The sequence below is a fragment of the Rufibacter roseolus genome (assembly GCF_017916365.1).
Lineage (GTDB): Bacteria > Bacteroidota > Bacteroidia > Cytophagales > Hymenobacteraceae > Nibribacter > Nibribacter roseolus.
Genome location: NZ_JAFMSU010000001.1, coordinates 890373 through 909582 on the forward strand (window position 1 = coordinate 890373; position 19210 = coordinate 909582).

Consider the following 19210-nt stretch of genomic DNA (forward strand, 5'->3'; position numbering starts at 1 on the left):
TTAAAGTGTTAGAAGCTTTTACGGGACTTGAGGAGGAGAGATACACTGCTTCGTTTTAATTGTCTGTAACCCCTTCTCTGCGCTTCTCCTTGTTCTTCAAAGCTCTGGCAGCCATAGTACTAAAGATTGAAATAACAAACGCGGGAAACTGGTTTAGAAGCCCTTTTCAGTAAAACAGGCTTAAAACAAAACCGGCCTACCGTCATGCAGACGGTAGGCCGGTCCATAGCCTTCACGGCTTGGGGTAAGATCTTATTAGAATTCGGCGCTCTTAGGGAAACGAGGGAAAGGAATTACGTCTCTGATGTTGCCCATGCCGGTCACAAACAGCAGCAGACGCTCAAAGCCCAACCCGAATCCGCTGTGCGGCACGGTCCCGAAGCGGCGGGTATCCAGGAACCACCACATCTCTTTTTCGGGTACGCCCATCTCCCGCATGCGGGTCACCAGCTTCTCGTAACTTTCCTCGCGCTGCGATCCGCCAATAATCTCGCCGATACCTGGGAACAACACGTCCATGGCGCGCACGGTTTTGCCGTCCTCGTTGAGTTTCATGTAGAAAGACTTGATGTCTTTGGGGTAGTTCGTCAAAATCACCGGTTTCTTGAAGTGTTTCTCCACCAGGTAGCGCTCGTGTTCGCTTTGCAGGTCGGTGCCCCAGTCTACCTTGTATTCAAACTTCTGCTTGGCAGTTTTCAAGACCTCAATGGCCTCGGTGTAGGTCAGGCGCTGGAAGTCGTTCTCCACCACAAAGTTCAGGCGGGGGAGCAGTTCCTTGTCGTACATGTCGTTCAGGAACTGGAGATCGTCCATGCAGTTGTCCAGGGCGTAGCGAACCAAATACTTCAGGAAGTCCTCGGCCAATTCCATGTTGTCTTCCAGTTCATAGAAGGCCATCTCGGGCTCAATCATCCAGAACTCGGCCAGGTGACGGCTGGTGTTGGAGTTCTCGGCCCGGAACGTAGGTCCGAAGGTGTAGATCTCAGACAAAGCCATGGCCGTCACCTCGCCCTCTAATTGGCCAGACACGGTGAGGTTGGTTGATTTCCCGAAGAAGTCTTCAGAGAAATCCACTTCGCCGGTCTCCGTTTTGGGCGGATTCACCGGATCAAGCGTAGTCACCCGGAACATCTCGCCGGCACCCTCAGCGTCTGAAGCCGTGATAATGGGCGTATGGATGTAAAAGAAGCCTTTCTGGTTGAAGTACTGGTGCACGGCAAACGCCATGGCGTGGCGCACGCGCAGCACTGCGCCAAACGTGTTGGTACGCGGGCGCAGGTGGGCAATCTCGCGCAGGAACTCCAAAGAGTGGCCTTTTTTCTGCAGCGGGTAGGTCTCAGGGTCGGCGGTGCCCAGTACTTCCACGGTGCGGGCTTGGATCTCCACGGTCTGGCCTTTGCCCTGGCTCTGCACCAAAGTGCCCACCACAGAGACACTGGCGCCGGTAGTCACCTCTTTCAGGCTCTCCTCAGAGAACACCGTCATGTCAGCCACCACCTGGATATTGTTTATGGTAGAGCCGTCGTTCACGGCAATAAACGTCACGTACTTGTTGCCGCGCTTGGTGCGCACCCAACCTTTTACCAACACCTCCTGGCCACTGGGCTCCGTCTGGAGGACTTCCTTTACTTTGGTTCTTTTCATGTTAATTGTAGTATCACGTAGCATGTATCAAGTAGCACGTATTTGACCGTTGCAAAAGTAGGTATCCAATTGCAAATAAATCTTACCTAAAGGAAGAGTCTTGCTACCCGATACCTGATACTTGATACCTCGCGCTATAACGCGAACTTCAAAATTAACCTTTTTTGCAATCCAGTAGTAAAAAACCATAACTTTGGGCTAGTCCGCACTTGTGTGGTTGATGCCGTTTTCATATGCAGAGACTTGACTTAAAACAGCTTTTATCCCAGAAATTATCGCCGCAGCAGATCCAGTTCATCAAATTGCTGCAGGTGCCTACCGCTGAGCTGGAGGCCCGCATCAAAGAGGAACTGGAGGTGAATCCCGCCCTGGAGGAAGGAGACGCCGCCGATGAGCCTACCGCAGACGATGATTCAAGTAGTGATGCCGATGACGATTTCGACAACACCGAGGATGATTTTGCCGAAGAGGAAGTCCGCCGCGACGACGATGATGTTGACCTGGGCGATTATATCAATGATGACGAGGTAGCCGGCTACAAAATGCAGGGCGACGGCCCCGGCGACGAGGAAGACCGCGAAATGCCCATCGCCTTTACCGGCTCGCTCACCGATGCCCTCCTAGACCAACTGGGTTTCCTGAACCTTGACACCAAGCAGCTGGCCATTGGCGAGCAACTCATCGGGTCCATTGACCAGGACGGATACATCCGGCGCGAACTGCAGGCTATCTCCAATGACCTGGCTTTCTCGCAGAACATAGACGCCAGCCCTGAGGAGATTGAGGACGTGCTGCGCCGCATCCAGGCCTTCGATCCGCCCGGCATTGCCGCCCGTGACCTGCAGGAATGCCTCTTGCTGCAACTGGAGCGCCGCGACCCAGATGACATCACCGAGGTGGCCGAGCAGATCATCCATGACTGCTTTGACGAATTCACCAAGAAGCACTACGCCAAGATTCAGCAGCGGTTGGAGTTGGAAGACTACGAGCTCAAGGCCGCCATTGACCTCATTCTGAAGCTGAACCCCAAACCGGGCGGAACCGGCGGCGCCACGCGCGTGCAGTACGTCATCCCGGATTTCATCATCACCAATGAAGATGGCCAGTTGCAGCTTTCGCTCAATGCCCGTAATGCTCCAGATCTGCGCATTTCCCGCTCCTACGCTGATATGTTTGATGCCTATGAGAAAGGCTCCAAGAAAGACAAGAAGCTGAAGGAGACGGTAACCTTTGTGAAGCAGAAGCTGGATGCCGCCAAATGGTTCATTGATGCCATCAAGCAGCGCCAGAACACCCTGCTACGCACCATGGAGGCCATCCTGCGCCGCCAGTACGATTATTTCCTGGAGGGCGATGAAAGCAAATTACGGCCCATGATCCTGAAAGACATCGCCGAGGATATTGGCATGGACATTTCTACCGTGAGCCGCGTAGCCAACAGCAAAAGCGTGCAGACTGAGTTCGGGATTATTCCGTTGAAGTTCTTCTTCTCAGAGGGTATCGCTACCGATGCCGGTGAAGACGCCAGTAGCCGCGAGGTGAAAGCCATCCTGAAAGACATCATTGAGGCCGAGAACAAGCGCAAACCTCTCTCAGACGATAAAATTGAGAAGATGCTCAATGAGAAAGGCTACAACATAGCCCGCCGCACAGTGGCCAAGTACCGCGAGCAACTGAACATACCGGTAGCCCGCCTGCGCAAGGAACTTTGACCCGCGCAGCGGGTGAATTAAGGATGAGGAATTAAGAATTTGAAATAGAGATGATTTTTATGCCTAACCCATTGCGCTGCCTGCTTCAGTGAGTAGTTCGGTATCTGTCGCACCAATTCCTAATTCTCCATTCCTAATTCTTAATTACCAAAGTGAATCCCCGCCTCGCAACGGTGCTTTCAGTGCTTTTTCACCCGTTGTTACTTCCCACGTACCTGTTCAGTCTGCTGCTGTACTACCTGCCGGCCGAGGTATTCTCGTATCCGCCGGAGGGGAGGCGCCTGATTGTGCTGTTGGTGTTCATCCTTACTTTCCTGCTGCCGGTACTGGGGACAATGCTTCTGCAACAGGCGGGCCTGGTCACCTCTGTCACTTTAGACGCCCGCACCGACCGCCGCTGGCCGCTTTTGATATCCGCTACCTGCTATACCGTGCTCACGGTGGTGTTCTACCGCATCTCTTTCTTTGACAGTCTGTTTTACCTCATGATGGGCGTAATCACGGCCTCGGTGTACCTCACGTTGGTCATCAACCAGTTCTGGAAGATCAGCGCGCATGGTATTGGGTTAGGCGGCACGCTGGGGATTCTGGTGCTGCTGCACGCGTGGCTCCCCGAGGCTTACCTGCTGTTGCCCGTAGCATTGGGGTGCGCGATCTGTGGCGCCGTCTTGTCGGCCCGGTTGGCATTGGGTGCCCATAACACCAAACAGGTGTACACCGGCTTCGCGCTGGGATTTTTGCTGGGTGTCTGCCTCTGGGGTACTCCGTTTTAGGCCCCTTTTCAGGAAATTAGATTGAAAACAGTTAAACCATTCAGGCGAGAGTGGAGGAGGGGTGCCGTGGCAGAAATCAGAAATGAATTTTTTAAATCTGATTTATCACAGTTTTTAAATGGCACGCTTTTAGCCTGATTTCTCTAAAGTAGCCCCAAAACGCTACTGCATTTATAACCTATGTCTCCGGGAAGAGTCAAACCCAACTTCTCTGCAGGTTAGGGCTTGGTTGTGATTAACCCGGGTTTTCCGGATATTGTAGAAGAATTATCCTTTTTCCAGCTCATGCGTCTCAAGTCTTTCGCCCTTTTCGCTTTCCTCGGCTTTTTATTGTCCATTTCTGCTGAGGGGATCGCGCAAGCCGGGAAAACAGAAACCCAGGTGATTCAGCGCTTCATGCGGTACCTGGCCGGGCAAAACGGTACGCACAACCGGGTAGACAAGAACATGCTGCCCTGGCACCTGTCTGAAGTGTATCTCAATGACTCGCTGTGGGCTAAGGTCAACATCTCTGATGCCAGCCGCGTGGCGGCCCGGCAGGGACTGCACGGCGCCGGTCCCCAACTCAAAATGGACTTCCGCTTGACCAAACCGGAGTTCGAGCTAATCAAAAAACGAATCAGGCAACAGAACCGGACCGAGTGGACTGCAGAGGATTACCCGCAGAACATCATGGTCTTGCAGGAACTGGGCCTAGCGCCCGCCTCTTATTATGCTTATTCCTACCCGGTGGTGGTGCTGTCCAAGAATCTGGTGCTGGTGAAAAGGTATTTCCGCGCCGATAAGGTCTTCAACCGCTGGTCTTGCCTGGAAGCCTACCGCATCACCAAGAACGGGCAATTCAAACTGGAGAACTGCTACCTGCACACTACCGGCCGGTAGAGCCAGGCGGGCTATGCTATTCAGAAATAGGTTTTTATGCTGTGGGGTTGGTTTAATCATCTGGCCTTTTCTATATTTACCCGCAGACCTACAAACCTCCCTACAAACCCCTTTCTAATGAACAAAGCTTTTAATCTATTTTTAGGCGCCGCTTTCCTGGCGATGCCTGCTTTTGCCCAACAGGTAGAGCCGCTGGATGCGGCCGTGGTAGAGAAAATCCGGCAGGAGGGACTGAAGAACTCCCAGGTGATGGACATCGCCTTCTACCTCACCGATGTGAACGGCCCGCGCCTCTCGGGTTCTACCGGCCTGGCCAAAGCCAACCAGTGGACGAAAGACAAACTGACTTCCTGGGGCCTGAAGAACGCCGTGATTGAGCCTTGGGGCACGTTCGGCAAAGGCTGGGAGGTGGAGAAATCCTACCTGGCGCTTACCAAACCGTATTATCAGCCCATGATCGGGTCGCCCAAAGCCTGGACGCCCAGCACCAACGGATCGGTGAAAGCGCAGGTGATGTTGGTGAAAGCCGCCAAAGAAGAAGACCTGGCCCAGTACGCCGGCAGGCTGAAAGGCAAAGTGGTGATGATGGAGGTGACCAACCCTATCAAAACCACCTTCACCGCCGATGCCAGCCGCTACACCGATGACCAACTCCAGAAAATGGCCGAGCCCGTGCAGCCCACCGCCGGCCGCACGCCCATGACCGATGAGCAGAGAGCCGCCATGCAGGCCCGCCGGGCGTTAGTAGCCAAAATGAGCGAGATGTTCCTGCAGGAAGGTGCCGTGGCCATGTTCAGCGGCCGCAGCGGTTCGCACGGTACGTTCTTCACCAGCAACGGTGCCTCTTACGCCATGGATGCCAAGCCTGTATTGCCTGAGTTTGAGATGGCCCAGGAAGATTTGGCCCGCATGAGCCGCCTTTTGGCCGCCGGTATTCCCGTGGAAGTGGAACTGGAAAGCAAAACCCGTTTCCTCACCGATGACCAGCAAGGCTACAACGTAATCGCGGAGATTCCGGGTACCGACAAGAAACTGAAGTCTGAGATTGTGATGCTGGGCGGCCACATTGACTCCTGGCATGCCGCCACCGGCGCTACTGATAACGCCGCCGGCGTGGCCGTAATGATGGAGGCTGTGCGCATCATCAAAGCCCTGAACCTGCAGCCTAAGCGAACCATCCGCATCGCGCTGTGGGGCGGCGAGGAGCAAGGTCTGCATGGTTCCCGCGGATATGCTAAGAAACACCTGGGTGATCCCGCTACCATGAAACTGTTGCCGGAACACGCCAAGATTGCCGCTTACTATAACCTGGACAACGGCTCGGGCAAGATCAGAGGCATCTACACCCAGGGCAACGAGGCCGTGGCGCCGTTGTTCACTGAGTGGCTGAAACCGTTCCATGACCTGGGCGCCACCACCGTGACCAACCGCAACACCGGCGGTACCGACCACCTTTCCTTTGATGGCTTGGGCCTGCCAGGCTTCCAGTTCATCCAGGACGGTTTGGAGTACAACACCCGTACGCACCACACCAACATGGATACCTATGACCGTCTCCAGGCCGAGGACCTGAAGCAAGCCTCCGTGATTGTGGCTTCTTTCGTGTACCAGTCGGCTACCCGCAAAGACAAGTTGCCGCGCAAGGCACTTCCGGCGGTGAAGCCGCAGTCATAATCTGCCTTTAATTTAAGTAAAAACAGATCGGCCTTTCTCTGGTTCTCCGGAGAAAGGCCGATCTGTTTATATGCAGTGTGGAAATAAACCTTATTTTTAATCATCTGTTTGTCTGTGCTTCTGTACTATAAAATTAACGCTAACCTGCCGTGAACAAATGAAGAAACGCTGGCTGTCGTTCTTGCTGGGCTTGTTTGCCGTGGTGTCCTTCCGCTGTCAGGCGCAGGCGCCGCTGGCCAACAACATTGTGCCCCGGCCGATTACCTTCAATGCCACCGGCGAAAAGCCCGTGACCATAGACCGGCATACCGTCATCCTCGCTGATGCCCCCTACAAAGCCCAGGCCGAGTACCTGCAGGGCCTGCTTCTGGACCAGTGTGATTTGGGCCTGGCCATCTCTACACCAGACGCCAAGCCAAGTCGGCACACTAAAATCCAGCTCATGCATGACACCATTGAGGCTAACCGGCCCGAGATGTACTGGCTGGAATCGGGTGGGCCGGTGATCAGGATAAAGGCCCGGGACGTGGCGGGTATGGTGCACGGCATCCAGACCTTGCTACAGTTGTTGCCACTGCAGAAAGTAAAGCAGGTGGCGTTCCCTACGGTGGAGATCAAGGACTACCCGCGCTTCGCTTACCGGGGCATGCACCTGGATGTGAGCCGCCATATCTTCCCGCTTGATTTCCTCAAGAAGTACATAGACTACCTGGCCTTCCATAAATTCAACAACTTCCACTGGCACCTCACCGATGACCAGGGCTGGCGCCTGGAGATCAAAAGCTATCCCAAACTGACCCAGGTAGGCGCCTGGCGCAATTCCACGCTCATCGGGCATTTCAAGGATGTGCCGGCGCGCTATGACTCCTCGCGCTACGGCGGCTTCTACACCCAGGACCAGGTGCGGGAAATCATAGCGTACGCGGCCATCAGGGGTATCAACGTAATTCCGGAGATCGATATTCCCGGGCACAGTCGCGCGATTATAGCCGCTTATCCGGAATTTAGCACCAAACCAGACTCGGCTTGGCAAGTGGCCAATACGTGGGGCATGTACAACCGGCAGAACAACGTGCTGGCACCCAATCCGGAAACTTTCAGGTTTCTGGAGACCATGTTCCAGGAGGTGGCAGATTTGTTCCCCTCGCCTTATATCCACATTGGCGGGGATGAGTGCAGCAAGATCTGGTGGAAGGCCAGTCCTAGTACGCAGGTGTTCATGAAGGCCAACGGGCTCAAAGACGAGAAAGAATTGCAGACCTATTTCATAGAGCAGGTATCGGGTTATCTGGCCAAAAAGAACAAGAAAGTCATTGGCTGGCACGAGATCCTGGAAGGGGACCTAGACACCACGGCGGTGGTCATGAACTGGGGCGGGTCGGCGGAGGGCATCGCGGCGGCCAAAAGGCGCCACCCGGTGATCATGACGCCAGGCAACCCGCTGTACTTTGACAACTACCAGTCTAGGAATCCGCAGGACAGCCTGGCCATTCACGGGTACAATCCGCTGGAGGCGGTTTTCCAGTACAACCCTTTGCCGGCCGAGTTGCAGCAGTTGAGGCTGGATAAATACATTCTAGGCGCGCAGGGCAACGTCTGGACCGAGTACATGGCCTCGCCGGCCAAGGTGGAGTACATGGTGTTCCCGCGCATGACCGCCCTGAGCGAGGTGCTCTGGACCGACCCCAAACTGAAGGACTTCACCGACTTCAAACGGCGGCTGAAAACGGCCATCCTGCCCCGGTACGCTTTCTGGAAAAGCGCCTATTTCAGTGACTTTGAACGCTGGACCCTGGCTGATAAATAAAAGCCGGGAAATGCTTCTTTTTCGCTTGAAAAAGGCACTATTCTGTTTGAGGCACAGTTTCATTAAAGTAGCGCATAAACAGGTAAAGACTTGAGTACTGGGTACATCTTTGTATCTTTACCCCCTTACTTTTTGCTTTTACCCATGGCTTTACGTCCATCTGATTTGTTGCTGAATTTCATGCTTACCGTCTCGTTCCTCATCCTGATGTGGCGCCTGGACGACCCAAATATCTTTGTGACCCTAGCCGCATTTGTGGGGTTCATGATGTTTGTGGTGCTTAAGATCATCATGGTGCTGCGCAATCGGAAAAGCAAATCTTCTAAATAGCTTTTTATGGAATCTTACTTCTTGAACCTATCACCCTCTAACCACAACGGGTCTGCGCTTTCCAAGCTGTACTTGTTCATGGCGGTGGTGTTTTTTATATTAGGCGGGCTGGGCGTGTACCGGCATTACACCGCTGAGGAGGAAGTAGCCTTGGGCGTTTACTTCCTGCCTCTGCTGCAAGTGGCCCTGGCCTTTTCGTATCTGGTAGTGGCCTGGCGCCGGCGCAAAGCCACCGGTACCAGCTATGTGCAGGTAACTGAGGAGCACCTGGAGCTGAAACTGTCTTTAACCCAGGCTGCCATCACGCTGCCTTGGGACACCATTAGCTTGCTGCGGGTACAGTCAGATAAACTGCTGTACCGCTTAACCTCAGGCCAGACCGGGCAGATTGAGCTGGACTCCGTGCCGGAGGAATACGAGGAGGCCGTACGGGATGCCATCCGTCAGGCCGGTAAACGCAAAGGTGTGAGTCTGTAATTTAGACCGGTTATCGTTCTTTCTTTGGGAGGGCGTTCTGGGGCTGTTTTCATAGAAGCAGTCCCAGAACGCCCTTCTGGTTTTAATACCTAATAACTGCATCATGGGCGGAAGGGGGTAGAGGCGGGCAGGCTCTTCTTTAAGCACAAATTCTGGTAGCCCCAGAATCAGTGCCAGAGAGAAAGAGCCAGTTTGGGAATGGTAGAGTGCAATGTCAACCCTGTACAACTTACTCCGTAAAAAGACTGTGCGGAATCTATCCGCTTGCCATCAGTACAAGATCTAACTATGAAAAACGCTCTGCTCTACCTGCTGTTTGCGGCCTGTGTTTCCTCGGTCTCTGGTTGTGGTGGTTCCTCGTCTGAGGCTACTTCGGTAGACGCGGCGGGAAAACACAATGAGGACCTGCTGGAAAGCACGGGCAAAGATGAGAAAAGCGGCTGGTTTGTAGCGGAGGCAACCAGTGGCAATCTGTTTGAAGTGGAAATGGGCCGCCTGGCCAGCAGCAAGGCCACCGATCCGCGGGTGCGGCAATTGGGGCAGCTGATGATGGATCACCACACCCTGACCAATACCCAGCTAAAGCAGATTGCGGACCTCAAGAACCTGATAGTGCCCACCAGTCTGAGCGATGACCATCAGAAAGCGTTCAATGACCTTATGAGCAATTCAGGGGCTGCTTTTGACAAAGCTTACCTGGAGGCGTTGGTGAAAGACCACAAGGAAGCCATTGAAAGGTACGAGGAGATGTCTGAGGAAGGAACCGACATGGAGCTGAAAGGCTTCGCCGGAAAAAGCCTGCCCACCTTGCGCGCGCATCTCTCACAGGTAGAGCAGCTGGAAGATGAGCTGGAACCGAAATAGGGTTCTGGAAACCAGACGCGGATGAAGAGAAGATCCGTCTAGGGCAGATTGGCCTGGGACGGTTCCAATAAACAGAAGGAAGTATGAAAAAGATATTTTATGGAGTGGCTGCGCTTGCCCTGGTGGCAGGATCGGCTTGCAGCAGGGTAGATGCCAACACGTCTAATTCAGTACCCACTTCAGATGCTTACGAGGCAACTGTCACCTCTTCCAATGCTGCGTCCGGTACCGTGGGTACCTCGGCAGATGCCTACGTAGCCCCGGGCACCACCAGCACCGTGGCCGGTACCGGCACCATGCGCTACGGCACCCGCAACATCACAGAGGCTACCTTCCTCACCGAGGCGGCCAGCAGCAGCATGATGGAAGTGCAGTTAGGGAAATTAGCTTTGGAGCGCAGCGCCAACTCTGAGGTGAAACGATTGGCCCAGACTCTGGTAGATCATCATACCAAAGGAAGCCAGGAACTCACCACTATTGCCTCGGGCATGAACCTCACGCTTCCTACCGCCCTTTTGCCCGAGCACCAGAAACTAGTGGATGAACTCTCTAAACTGACCGGTTCTGAGTTTGACCGCAAATACATAGACAAGATAGAAGACGCGCACGAGAGCGACATCGCGCTGTTTGACGTGGTCAGCAACGCGGCGCCTACTACCACCGTGAAAGCCTTCGCCATCAGAACCCTGCCCATGCTGCGCATCCATGAGCACGAGGCCGATGAACTGGAAAAGAAAATCCTGAAATAACCTCTCCCCCTTACAACAGAAAAGCCTGCCAACTGCAGGCTTTTCTGTTGTAAGGGGGAGAGCACGGATTTTAGCCCCGTTTTCCTGAAAATACCTGTAAAACAGTTTGCAAGAATATGACAAAGATGATAAAGCGAATGGGCTCCTGCGGCGCTTTGGCCCTGTTTCTATTGATGATGGCGGGCTGCAGCAGCGAACAGAAAGGTACCCAGCCCACCACAGACTCAGACGTGAACGCCCAAGGAGCGGCAGAAAGCCCCACCGCAGCCACCAGTAGCGCCGGCAGCAGCGGCATGGGCGGAGCAGCCTCTACTCACGCCATCGCCTCAGATACCCTGTCTTCAGATTCTTCAGACCAGCAATAAGGGGCCTGTGACCCCGTATAAATAGCCATAACTCTGCTGAAATACAGTATTTGTTCAGGTATTAATGCTTTAACTGCCTCATTTTGAGCGCGTATACAGGGCAGAACGAATTTGAACGAAAATTAGAGAGCTATGAGAAAAGTCATGTCAATGTTGATGGCCGGGGCTATGCTTACGGGCACCGCTTGTTCCAGCACGAATACGGGAACCGATACTAACACCTCTACTGGTACCTCAAGTGCCTCCTCAACAGATGCCAGAGCGGGTTCTGCATCCGGTACTATGTCAGGTTCTGGTACAATGTCCGGCTCAAGTACTATGTCTGGTTCCGGCGGAACGACTACTTCCGGAACTACTACCTCAGGTACTACCACCGGAACCACCAGCGGATCTACGGGCACCACCAGCGGCACCACTACTGGAACAACTTCAGGCAGCACTACTTCAGGTACAACCGGAACTACATCTGGCACTACCGGCACCACCAGTGGCACCACTGGTACAACCGGGGGAACAGCCGCAGGCGCAGCCGGAACTGCAGGAGCCACCATGGACATGACCAACATGACAGATGCCATGTTCATGATGACCGCAGCCAGCAGCAACATGTTTGAGATTCAGGCCGGTAAACTGGCCGTGCAGTCTGCCACCGATCCTGAGGTGAAAAGATTTGCCCAGATGATGATAGACCACCACACCAAAGCAAGCCAGGAGCAGATGAGCCTGGCCTCGCAAATGAAGATCACCCTGCCTAAAACCCTGATGCCCGTGCACCAAGCCATGTTGGACAAACTGAAAGGGAAGACCGGCAAAGGATTTGAAGAAGATTACATGGATGCCATGGAAACTGCCCATAAAATGGACATCGCCATGTTCCAGATGAAGAGCACCAATGCAGAAACGCCCACTGTGAAGGCCCTTGCCGCCAAAACATTGCCTATGCTTAAGTCGCACCAGGGAATGGCTACCAAACTGGAAGACCGGGTAGACTAACCTTGTTGTACTGCATTCCTGGTTTTTTAAGTGCCTGCGTTCAGGGGCTGTTTCTACAAAAACGCCTTCCAAACGCAGGCACTTTTTGCTGCATCATTCCGCCAAAGCAGGCAGAGGATTATTTGCCTAAACCTGTAGACCACAAATCTTTGAATAGCAGCGGTTGGCAAAGAAATTTAACCACCTGCAGACCACTGCGTATAAAAACCATTCTTAAAAACTGTTCTACGCGATCATTTTAAAACTATGAAAAACACCATGCCCCTCTTTGTGGCCGCCATTCTGCTAACTGGTGCTGCCTGCAATACCTATACGGCCAGCACAGACCCAGACAATTACGGTACCGGCTACGCTCTTTCAAACGAACAAGTGGGAACCCACCCGGGTAGCAGCGGCCTGGCCGAAGCCCATAACAATGCCACCCTTGACAATCCGGCTACGGGGGTAAACTCAGACAGCATGGCCGCAAACCAGGATCAGGACCAGCTATTCCTGATGGCCGCCGCCAGCGGAGGCTTGCTGGAGGTGCAGGCGGGTAAACTGGCCACCACCAGAGGAGAAGACCCCAGCGTAAAGCAATTTGGGCAACGCATGATCACCGACCACACCAAAGCCAATACCGAGCTAAAAGCTCTGGCCGCCAAAAAAGGAATCACACTGCCACCTACGCTCTTGCCAGAGCACAAGCAGCACCTGGACATGCTCTCGCAACAGGGCAATGCAGATTTTGACAAAATGTACATGCAGCACATGGTGGAAGACCATGACAAAGACATCAAGGTTTTTGAGCAGCAAGCCACCAGCGGCAAAGACCCAGACCTGAAAGCCTTCGCGGCGAAGACCCTGCCTGTCCTGCGTGAGCACCGTAAATTGGCCCAGCCAGTTTATGAGAAAGTGGGCCGGGGCGGGTCTCCTGACGGGGCCACCGCCAGCGGAGCTGCCACCAGCGGCACTGCCAAGAAAGCCGGCGCTGAGTAAAAGGCAAATTCTGGCATTTTATGGGCCCGCATTCCTTTGTAAGGTGTGCGGGCTCACTGCTTTAGGGCCATTTAAAGGAAATCAGCCGCTAAACAAGAACCAGCAGAAAAGAAGGCGAAAGCGTTTGAAAGCAAGAAAAATGCAGGTTGTTTTTTGAAGGTCCTATTCTGTACCTTTGCGCCAAACTTTCTGAAAACGATGAAATCTATCATGCCTTTCTTTGCGGCTTGTGCTTTGCTGGCCGGTTCCGCTTGTTCTACTTATACTTCTTCCACAGACCCTATTGACCTGGGTTCTGGTACCACCACCGAGGAAGTAACCACTGCCGCTCCCGCCCAGGAAACGCACGAAGTTGCCGCTCCCGTGAAAGCCGACAGTGCCACCGTAGCCAAGCCAGACTCAGCAGCCCATTCAGAAGAAGCTGCCCACTAAGAAGTAGTTTTATTGGTGGCGCTGTTTCAGCGTCATTTTACGGGAATGACCTTTAAAACAGAAAAGCCTTGCTCACGGAGCAAGGCTTTTCTGTTGTTGCTTTTAGGGCCTTTTTTCTCAAATCAGATCCTAAACGTTATTCGGTTTTCTTTTTCCGGCCGGGCTTTTTCTTTTCCGTCGCGGCAGCCGGTGCAGCATCGGCCTCGGTGGTTTCCTTTTTCTTGCGGCCCCGGGTCTTCTTCTCTTTCACTTCTTCCACCGGTGCTTCGTCTTCTGGTTCTGGCTCATCCGCGACAAAGACTGGCGCGTCTACGTAGTGGCTAGTGCTCAGTTCCTCTTTCAGGAACCGGGCGGTGTAGCCTAAGTTCAGCTCGGCTACATGCTCCGGAGTACCCTGGGCCACAATCATGCCGCCCTTCGCGCCGCCTTCCGCCCCGATGTCGATCACGTGGTCAGCGACCTTAATCAGGTCCATGTTGTGCTCGATGATGAGGACCGAGTTGCCTTTGTCCACCAGTTTGTTCAACACGTCGGACAAGTGCTGGATGTCCTGGAAGTGCAGACCGGTGGTAGGTTCATCCAGGATGTAGAGCGTACGGCCAGTATCTTTTTTGGAAAGCTCCGTGGCCAGTTTCACGCGCTGCGCCTCACCACCCGATAAGGTAGTCGCCTGCTGACCTAACGTAATATAGCCAAGGCCCACCTGGTTCAGGGTCTGGATCTTGCGCAGGATACGCGGTTGGTGTTCAAAGAACTCCACGGCGGCCTCCACGGTCATGTCCAGCACATCGGTGATAGATTTGCCTTTGAAGCGCACTTCCAACGTCTCGCGGTTGTAGCGTTTGCCTTTGCAGGTTTCGCAGGGCACGTACACATCAGGCATGAAGTTCATCTCGATGGTCCGCATACCCGCGCCTTCACACGTTTCGCACCGACCGCCTTTCACGTTGAACGAGAACCGACCTGCCTGGTAACCTCTGATCTTCGCCTCGGGCATGGACGCGAACAAACTGCGGATCTCGGTGAACACGCCGGTATAGGTAGCCGGGTTAGAGCGCGGCGTCCGCCCGATGGGGCTTTGGTCCACTTCAATCACCTTGTCTATGTGCTCCAGTCCTTCTATGGCTTTGAACGGAAGCGGCTCGCGCTTGGCGTTGAAGAAGTACTTGTTGAGAATAGGGTAGAGCGTGTCATGGATCAAAGACGATTTTCCGCTGCCCGATACCCCCGTAACGCAGATCAGTTTACCCAACGGCAACTCCAGCGTTACGTCTTTCAGGTTGTGGCCAGTAGCGCCACGCAGGATCAGGCTCTTGCCGTTGCCTTCGCGTTTTTGCTTCCGTACCGGAATTCCTCTTCTATAACTCAGGTAATCCGACGTAGTCGTGCCGCTCTCCATCATCTCCTTCGGGGTACCAGCGGTCACCACCTGTCCGCCGTGCACGCCCGCACCTGGTCCTATATCCACCACGTAATCGGCGGCCAGGATCATGTCTTTGTCGTGCTCCACCACTACCACCGAGTTGCCCAGGTCGCGCAAGTCTTGCAAAGCCTTAATCAGTTTCTCGTTGTCGCGCTGGTGCAGGCCAATGCTGGGTTCATCCATGATGTACAACACACCCACTAACTGCGTCCCGATCTGCGTGGCCAAACGAATCCGCTGGCTTTCGCCGCCGGATAAAGTGCGTACGGAGCGGTGCAGGTGCAGGTATTCCAATCCCACGTCTACCAGGAAGCCAATCCGCTTGCGGATCTCTTTCAGCAGTTCGCGGGCAATAAGGTTCTGGCGCTCGTTCAGACGTTCCTCCAGATTGGCTACCCAACCCGCCAGCTCCGCGATGTCCATTTCAGACAGTTCACCGATGTGCTTGTTGTCCAGCTTGAAGTGCAGCGATTCCTTTTTCAGGCGGTAGCCGTTACACTCAGGGCAGGTGCTTTGCTGCGTGTATTCCTGCACCCAGTTGCGGACGTTGTCAGAGTCAGACTCCAGCTGTTTCTTCAGGAAGTTGAGCACACCCTCAAACACGAACGGCTCTTTCTTGCCTTTCGGGTCTTCTTCTTCAAAACCGTGCAGTAAATGGTTCCAGGCCTCCTCGGGAATATCCTTAATAGGAACCGTTAAGGCTGTTTTGTGGCGCTTGAGTAAAGCGGTGATCTGAGAGAAAATCCAGATGTCGCGGTACTCGCCCAGCGGCGCAATCCCGCCGCGGCTGATGCTCACGCTCTTGTCTGGTACAATGGATTCTTCAGTCAGTTCCTCAATCTCGCCCAAACCGTTACACACCGGGCAAGCCCCGTACGGTGAGTTGAACGAGAAGGTGTTAGGCGCCGGGTCATCATAGGCGATGCCGGTGGCAGGGTCCATTAAATGGCGGGAGTAGAACTGCGTTTCGTTCGTATCAGCGTCCATGGCCAGGGCGGTGCCTTTGCCGTGCTGCAGCGCATTCTGGATGGAAGTAGACAGACGGTAACGGTCCTCGGTGGCCGGCACCAGCTTGTCAATCACAATCTCTATGTCGTGGATCTTGTAGCGGTCTACCTGCATCTTGGGCGTCAGTTCCACCAACTCCCCATCGATGCGGGCGCGCAGGAAGCCCATCTTCCGGATCTGTTCAAACAACTCGCGGTAATGGCCTTTCCGGCCTTTTACCACCGGGGCCAGGATGATGGTGCGCTTGCCGCTGAAGTGCTCCATGATGTGCTGCACAATCTGGTCATCAGACTGCTTCATCATCTTCTCGCCGGTCACGTAGCTGAAGGCCTCGGCTGTACGGGCGTACAGCAGACGCAAGAAGTCATAGATCTCGGTGATAGTGCCCACCGTGGAGCGTGGGTTGCGAGAGGTGGTTTTCTGCTCAATGGAGATCACCGGCGAAAGCCCCTCAATCTTGTCTACGTTGGGACGTTCCAGTCCGCCTAGGAAAGAGCGGGCGTAGGCCGAGAAGGTCTCCATGTAACGGCGCTGCCCCTCGGCGTAAATGGTGTCAAACGCGAGCGAGGATTTCCCACTGCCGCTGATGCCTGTGAAAACCACTAGCTCATTGCGCGGTATCTTAAGGCTGATGTTCTTGAGGTTGTGTTCCCGGGCGCCGTAGACCTCAATGAAAGGCACATCTACGGTGGAGGAAGTATTTTTTTTGGCTACGGGTGTAGCGGTTGATTCTTTTGGCGTCATCCGATCGGTTTCGGTTTAAAGAGCAAAGGTAGGCATTCCCGCGCTACAATGGCAGCGGGCAATCCATCTCTTCTTAACCGAATTTGGAAGGGAATAGTTTATTGAGGGAGAGGAGTTTTTGTGAGGGCGTTTTGGGGAAAGAGGCGGGGAATGGAAGCTAATTATTGATTGTTGGAGAAGATGGAGGGTATGGGAAAGTAGAAAACTCTGGATCGTTTAAGAGAGGCACTAAAACACTGTCTTCATTAAGGGACACCTTAACATTCTTTAAACCAGTATTGTGGATTAATCTATCAATGTATTGCAGGCTGTATTTAGTAGCAGGATCGTATTCATAGTTATAAGATTGCTGAATCTTCTTTGTGCTGCCTGTTTGTGTCACCAGAACAAAAAATGGTTCACCATGATGGTTAGATTCTGTTGAGTGGGATTTCCGCAAGGGCAAATTCTTTCTTCGCTTAATAAATTTGAGGAGAGTACTGTCTTGGCCTATTCCATTTATGAACCCTGAAGTTTGCTTAATCTCTGGTTTAGCTTCAAGGTTTGGGTGGTATGTTTTGAAGTAGGCAGAAACAGAGTCATTGATTAAATTTATATAGGTGTAACTATAGATACTTAAGCCTTTGTTTTGGGTATTTGCTGAGTCGGCATAGCCAAACTTAATAAGGGTGAGGGTGTGTGCTTCTTTTGCCTTAATGTCTTCATGTTTTTCCTGGCCACAGCTAAATAGCCCTAGACAAGAGAAAATGCCCAAAGGATAAAGAATGGAGAAGTTTATTTTTAAGAAGTGCATTTGCTTTGGGATTTAGTTGGCCATTTTAAGGCAGATGCGCTTTGGACCTGTTTTCCATAAAACAGCCTATAAACAGGTAATTGGTTAGGTAATCGCTGGTGGCACAGACGCTCGCAGGTCTGGAAGACGCTGCGAGGTCTTCTGAGCAGGCGTTTTTACTATTGGCCTCCGAAGCTAAGCTGTTAATCAAAAGACCTCGTAGCGTGCGAAGCTCCTGCGAGCGTCTGTGCCAGTGCCGTTCCCAGCCTGTCTTTTCTAAAATCAAAGCAAAGCTTATGCTGGTACGAGCTTGCAGACCGCGCTTTTCTATTTACAGGTGGTACTAATCTGATCAGGAATGCGTGCGGACACGAGCCAGAGGCTCGCGCCAGCGAAGAATCTTGGAAATCTTTTGAATCCTGAAAATCCTGCTTCAGACAATTACCCCGCTCAAATGCTCCAGCCGCTCGCCTTGCAACGTGAGATAACCCCTCGCTACATCCGCCGTCAGGCAGGAGTGCACCGGCAGCACGCCCACTAAACCCCCGACTTGAAAATGAGAGAACAGCTCCGGCGTGGTTCTGACTACGCCGTGTTCCTGGGAAAGCGAAATGACCGCGGTACCAGGCAGAGGCGCTCCCCAGTCGGTCTCCGTTAAAGGCACTACCAACCCAAAAATGGTGCGGCCATCTGGCAGGGGAAGCATGTCTTTGGAGAAGTGCACGGAGCCGCCGTAGAGAATGACCTCGTTGCGGTCTGGGTGCAGGGCGACTACGGGGCAGGCCATGGCCACGGCAATGTCTTCCAGTTGGCAGGAACCAATCTGGTTTTGGGTAAGATCATAGAACACATAGTTTCCGGGGCGGATTTCATCCATGCCGCTGAAGTCTTCCATGGCGCTGCAACTGGGCGTATCCCCGATGGAGAGTTGCAGGTGAGGCCAGGCGGCTAGGTACTGCTCTTTGAGGGCGCGCATTTTCTCTAGGGTTTGCTGGTGCACCGCGGCAATGGCCTCTACGCCTCGGGCTTTGTAGGAATGGCCGGAATGGGCCAAGAAACCCAGGAAAGTGTGCTGCGGGGTTTGGGCCAGTTCCTGTAAAACAGTGTCCAAAACGGCGGTGTCTTCGGTCTTGATGCCGGTGCGGCCGTAGCCGGTGTCTGCCTTGATCCAAATATTTACAGGCGTAGGCAAATGCTCGCGCAGAAAGACCACGTCATCGGCGGAGGTGATGGTCAGGTTTAAGGTGATCTGCTGCGCCAGTTCTGTTATCTGCGGCAACTGACGGCGGTTCAGCGGAAAGGCAATGGTGATGTCCTGCCAGCCGTGCCGGGCGAAGTACTGCGCCATTTTCACCGAGGAAACGGTGATGGCCGTCACGCCTTCTTCCCGGAACCACTCGCCTACCTGCCAGCTCTGGTGCGTCTTGAAATGCGGCCGCAACCGCACGTTCTGCCGTTTCGCTTTCTCGGCCATGCGGCGGATGTTGGCGCGGGCAATGGTTTCATTCAGCAGAAGGGTAGGCTCGGAGATCTGGTCAAGGAAGGACATGGCAGCGGTTACAGGGTTGAATGGCAAAGATAAG

At 53.6% G+C, this 19210-nt stretch carries 18 protein-coding genes; 13 read left to right on the forward strand and 5 right to left on the reverse strand.

Annotated elements, in window-relative coordinates:
- Positions 1-255 precede the first annotated feature (255 nt).
- Complete coding sequence (gene asnS / locus J3P35_RS03735; protein ID WP_210463023.1) at positions 256-1644, reverse strand: asparagine--tRNA ligase; 1389 nt, start codon at positions 1642-1644, stop codon at positions 256-258.
- A 233-nt stretch (positions 1645-1877) separates the two neighbouring features.
- Here asnS and rpoN point away from each other — a divergent pair, with 233 nt between their 5' ends.
- The 10 genes from rpoN (at position 1878) to J3P35_RS03785 (ending at position 11277) form a co-directional block, all read left to right on the forward strand.
- A complete protein-coding gene (rpoN, locus tag J3P35_RS03740; RefSeq protein ID WP_210463024.1) occupies positions 1878-3356 on the forward strand; it encodes an RNA polymerase factor sigma-54 in 1479 nt (492 codons plus the stop codon).
- A 152-nt stretch (positions 3357-3508) separates the two neighbouring features.
- Positions 3509-4129 (forward strand): hypothetical protein, encoded by a 621-nt coding sequence (locus J3P35_RS03745; RefSeq protein WP_210463025.1) that lies wholly within the window; start codon positions 3509-3511, stop codon positions 4127-4129.
- Between the two features lie 285 nt (positions 4130-4414).
- Positions 4415-5011, forward strand: a complete 597-nt coding sequence (locus tag J3P35_RS03750; protein ID WP_210463026.1) for a hypothetical protein — start codon at positions 4415-4417, stop codon at positions 5009-5011.
- Positions 5012-5128: 117 nt separating this feature from the next.
- Positions 5129-6685, forward strand: coding sequence for a M28 family metallopeptidase (locus J3P35_RS03755; RefSeq protein WP_210463027.1), 1557 nt, complete (start codon positions 5129-5131; stop codon positions 6683-6685).
- 157 nt (positions 6686-6842) lie between these two features.
- Complete coding sequence (locus J3P35_RS03760) at positions 6843-8492, forward strand: beta-N-acetylhexosaminidase (RefSeq protein WP_210463028.1); 1650 nt, start codon at positions 6843-6845, stop codon at positions 8490-8492.
- A 144-nt stretch (positions 8493-8636) separates the two neighbouring features.
- Positions 8637-8822 carry a hypothetical protein gene (locus J3P35_RS03765; RefSeq protein WP_210463029.1) on the forward strand — a complete coding sequence of 62 codons (186 nt, stop codon included), beginning with the start codon at positions 8637-8639 and terminating at the stop codon, positions 8820-8822.
- A gap of 6 nt (positions 8823-8828) precedes the next feature.
- On the forward strand, positions 8829-9299 hold the full coding sequence (locus J3P35_RS03770) for a hypothetical protein (RefSeq protein ID WP_210463030.1): 471 nt from the start codon (positions 8829-8831) through the stop codon (positions 9297-9299).
- A gap of 288 nt (positions 9300-9587) precedes the next feature.
- On the forward strand, positions 9588-10163 hold the full coding sequence (locus tag J3P35_RS03775) for a DUF4142 domain-containing protein (RefSeq protein ID WP_210463031.1): 576 nt from the start codon (positions 9588-9590) through the stop codon (positions 10161-10163).
- Positions 10164-10246: 83 nt separating this feature from the next.
- Positions 10247-10912, forward strand: a complete 666-nt coding sequence (locus tag J3P35_RS03780) for a DUF4142 domain-containing protein (RefSeq protein WP_210463032.1) — start codon at positions 10247-10249, stop codon at positions 10910-10912.
- A 116-nt stretch (positions 10913-11028) separates the two neighbouring features.
- Positions 11029-11277, forward strand: coding sequence for a hypothetical protein (locus tag J3P35_RS03785; protein ID WP_210463033.1), 249 nt, complete (start codon positions 11029-11031; stop codon positions 11275-11277).
- Positions 11278-11399: 122 nt separating this feature from the next.
- Here J3P35_RS03785 and J3P35_RS03790 read toward each other — a convergent pair whose 3' ends face one another.
- Entirely contained in the window at positions 11400-11855 is a 456-nt protein-coding gene (locus tag J3P35_RS03790) for a hypothetical protein (protein ID WP_210463034.1), read from the reverse strand.
- Here J3P35_RS03790 and J3P35_RS03795 point away from each other — a divergent pair.
- From J3P35_RS03795 to J3P35_RS03805, 3 genes are all read left to right on the forward strand, one after another.
- Positions 11833-12270, forward strand: coding sequence for a DUF4142 domain-containing protein (locus J3P35_RS03795; protein ID WP_210463035.1), 438 nt, complete (start codon positions 11833-11835; stop codon positions 12268-12270). The genes J3P35_RS03790 and J3P35_RS03795 overlap by 23 nt on opposite strands.
- Positions 12271-12516: 246 nt before the next feature.
- The gene (locus J3P35_RS03800; protein WP_210463036.1) at positions 12517-13248 is read left to right on the forward strand and encodes a DUF4142 domain-containing protein; all 732 of its coding nucleotides are present in this window, start codon (positions 12517-12519) and stop codon (positions 13246-13248) included.
- Positions 13249-13446: 198 nt separating this feature from the next.
- A complete protein-coding gene (locus J3P35_RS03805; RefSeq protein ID WP_210463037.1) occupies positions 13447-13680 on the forward strand; it encodes a hypothetical protein in 234 nt (77 codons plus the stop codon).
- Between the two features lie 136 nt (positions 13681-13816).
- On the opposite strand, the gene uvrA is transcribed toward J3P35_RS03805, so the two are convergent.
- The 3 genes from uvrA to J3P35_RS03820 all read right to left on the reverse strand — a co-directional run bounded on the left by uvrA (position 13817) and on the right by J3P35_RS03820 (position 19176).
- A complete protein-coding gene (gene uvrA / locus J3P35_RS03810) occupies positions 13817-16855 on the reverse strand; it encodes an excinuclease ABC subunit UvrA (RefSeq protein WP_210463038.1) in 3039 nt (1012 codons plus the stop codon).
- A gap of 157 nt (positions 16856-17012) precedes the next feature.
- Complete coding sequence (locus J3P35_RS03815) at positions 17013-17648, reverse strand: hypothetical protein (protein ID WP_210463039.1); 636 nt, start codon at positions 17646-17648, stop codon at positions 17013-17015.
- A 412-nt stretch (positions 17649-18060) separates the two neighbouring features.
- Positions 18061-19176, reverse strand: coding sequence for an alanine racemase (locus tag J3P35_RS03820; RefSeq protein WP_210463040.1), 1116 nt, complete (start codon positions 19174-19176; stop codon positions 18061-18063).
- Positions 19177-19210 lie beyond the last annotated feature (34 nt).

Bases quoted from the DNA above. Each gene is read 5' to 3' on its own strand.
- asnS (WP_210463023.1), bottom strand. From the start codon at position 1,644: ATGAAAAGAACCAAAGTAAAGGAAGTCCTCCAGACGGAGCCCAGTGGC.
- rpoN (WP_210463024.1), top strand. From the start codon at position 1,878: ATGCAGAGACTTGACTTAAAACAGCTTTTATCCCAGAAATTATCGCCG.
- J3P35_RS03750 (WP_210463026.1), top strand. From the start codon at position 4,415: ATGCGTCTCAAGTCTTTCGCCCTTTTCGCTTTCCTCGGCTTTTTATTG.
- J3P35_RS03755 (WP_210463027.1), top strand. From the start codon at position 5,129: ATGAACAAAGCTTTTAATCTATTTTTAGGCGCCGCTTTCCTGGCGATG.
- J3P35_RS03760 (WP_210463028.1), top strand. From the start codon at position 6,843: ATGAAGAAACGCTGGCTGTCGTTCTTGCTGGGCTTGTTTGCCGTGGTG.
- J3P35_RS03765 (WP_210463029.1), top strand. From the start codon at position 8,637: ATGGCTTTACGTCCATCTGATTTGTTGCTGAATTTCATGCTTACCGTC.
- J3P35_RS03770 (WP_210463030.1), top strand. From the start codon at position 8,829: ATGGAATCTTACTTCTTGAACCTATCACCCTCTAACCACAACGGGTCT.
- J3P35_RS03775 (WP_210463031.1), top strand. From the start codon at position 9,588: ATGAAAAACGCTCTGCTCTACCTGCTGTTTGCGGCCTGTGTTTCCTCG.
- J3P35_RS03780 (WP_210463032.1), top strand. From the start codon at position 10,247: ATGAAAAAGATATTTTATGGAGTGGCTGCGCTTGCCCTGGTGGCAGGA.
- J3P35_RS03785 (WP_210463033.1), top strand. From the start codon at position 11,029: ATGACAAAGATGATAAAGCGAATGGGCTCCTGCGGCGCTTTGGCCCTG.
- J3P35_RS03795 (WP_210463035.1), top strand. From the start codon at position 11,833: ATGACCAACATGACAGATGCCATGTTCATGATGACCGCAGCCAGCAGC.
- J3P35_RS03790 (WP_210463034.1), bottom strand. From the start codon at position 11,855: ATGGCATCTGTCATGTTGGTCATGTCCATGGTGGCTCCTGCAGTTCCG.
- J3P35_RS03800 (WP_210463036.1), top strand. From the start codon at position 12,517: ATGAAAAACACCATGCCCCTCTTTGTGGCCGCCATTCTGCTAACTGGT.
- J3P35_RS03805 (WP_210463037.1), top strand. From the start codon at position 13,447: ATGAAATCTATCATGCCTTTCTTTGCGGCTTGTGCTTTGCTGGCCGGT.
- uvrA (WP_210463038.1), bottom strand. From the start codon at position 16,855: ATGACGCCAAAAGAATCAACCGCTACACCCGTAGCCAAAAAAAATACT.
- J3P35_RS03815 (WP_210463039.1), bottom strand. From the start codon at position 17,648: ATGCACTTCTTAAAAATAAACTTCTCCATTCTTTATCCTTTGGGCATT.
- J3P35_RS03820 (WP_210463040.1), bottom strand. From the start codon at position 19,176: ATGTCCTTCCTTGACCAGATCTCCGAGCCTACCCTTCTGCTGAATGAA.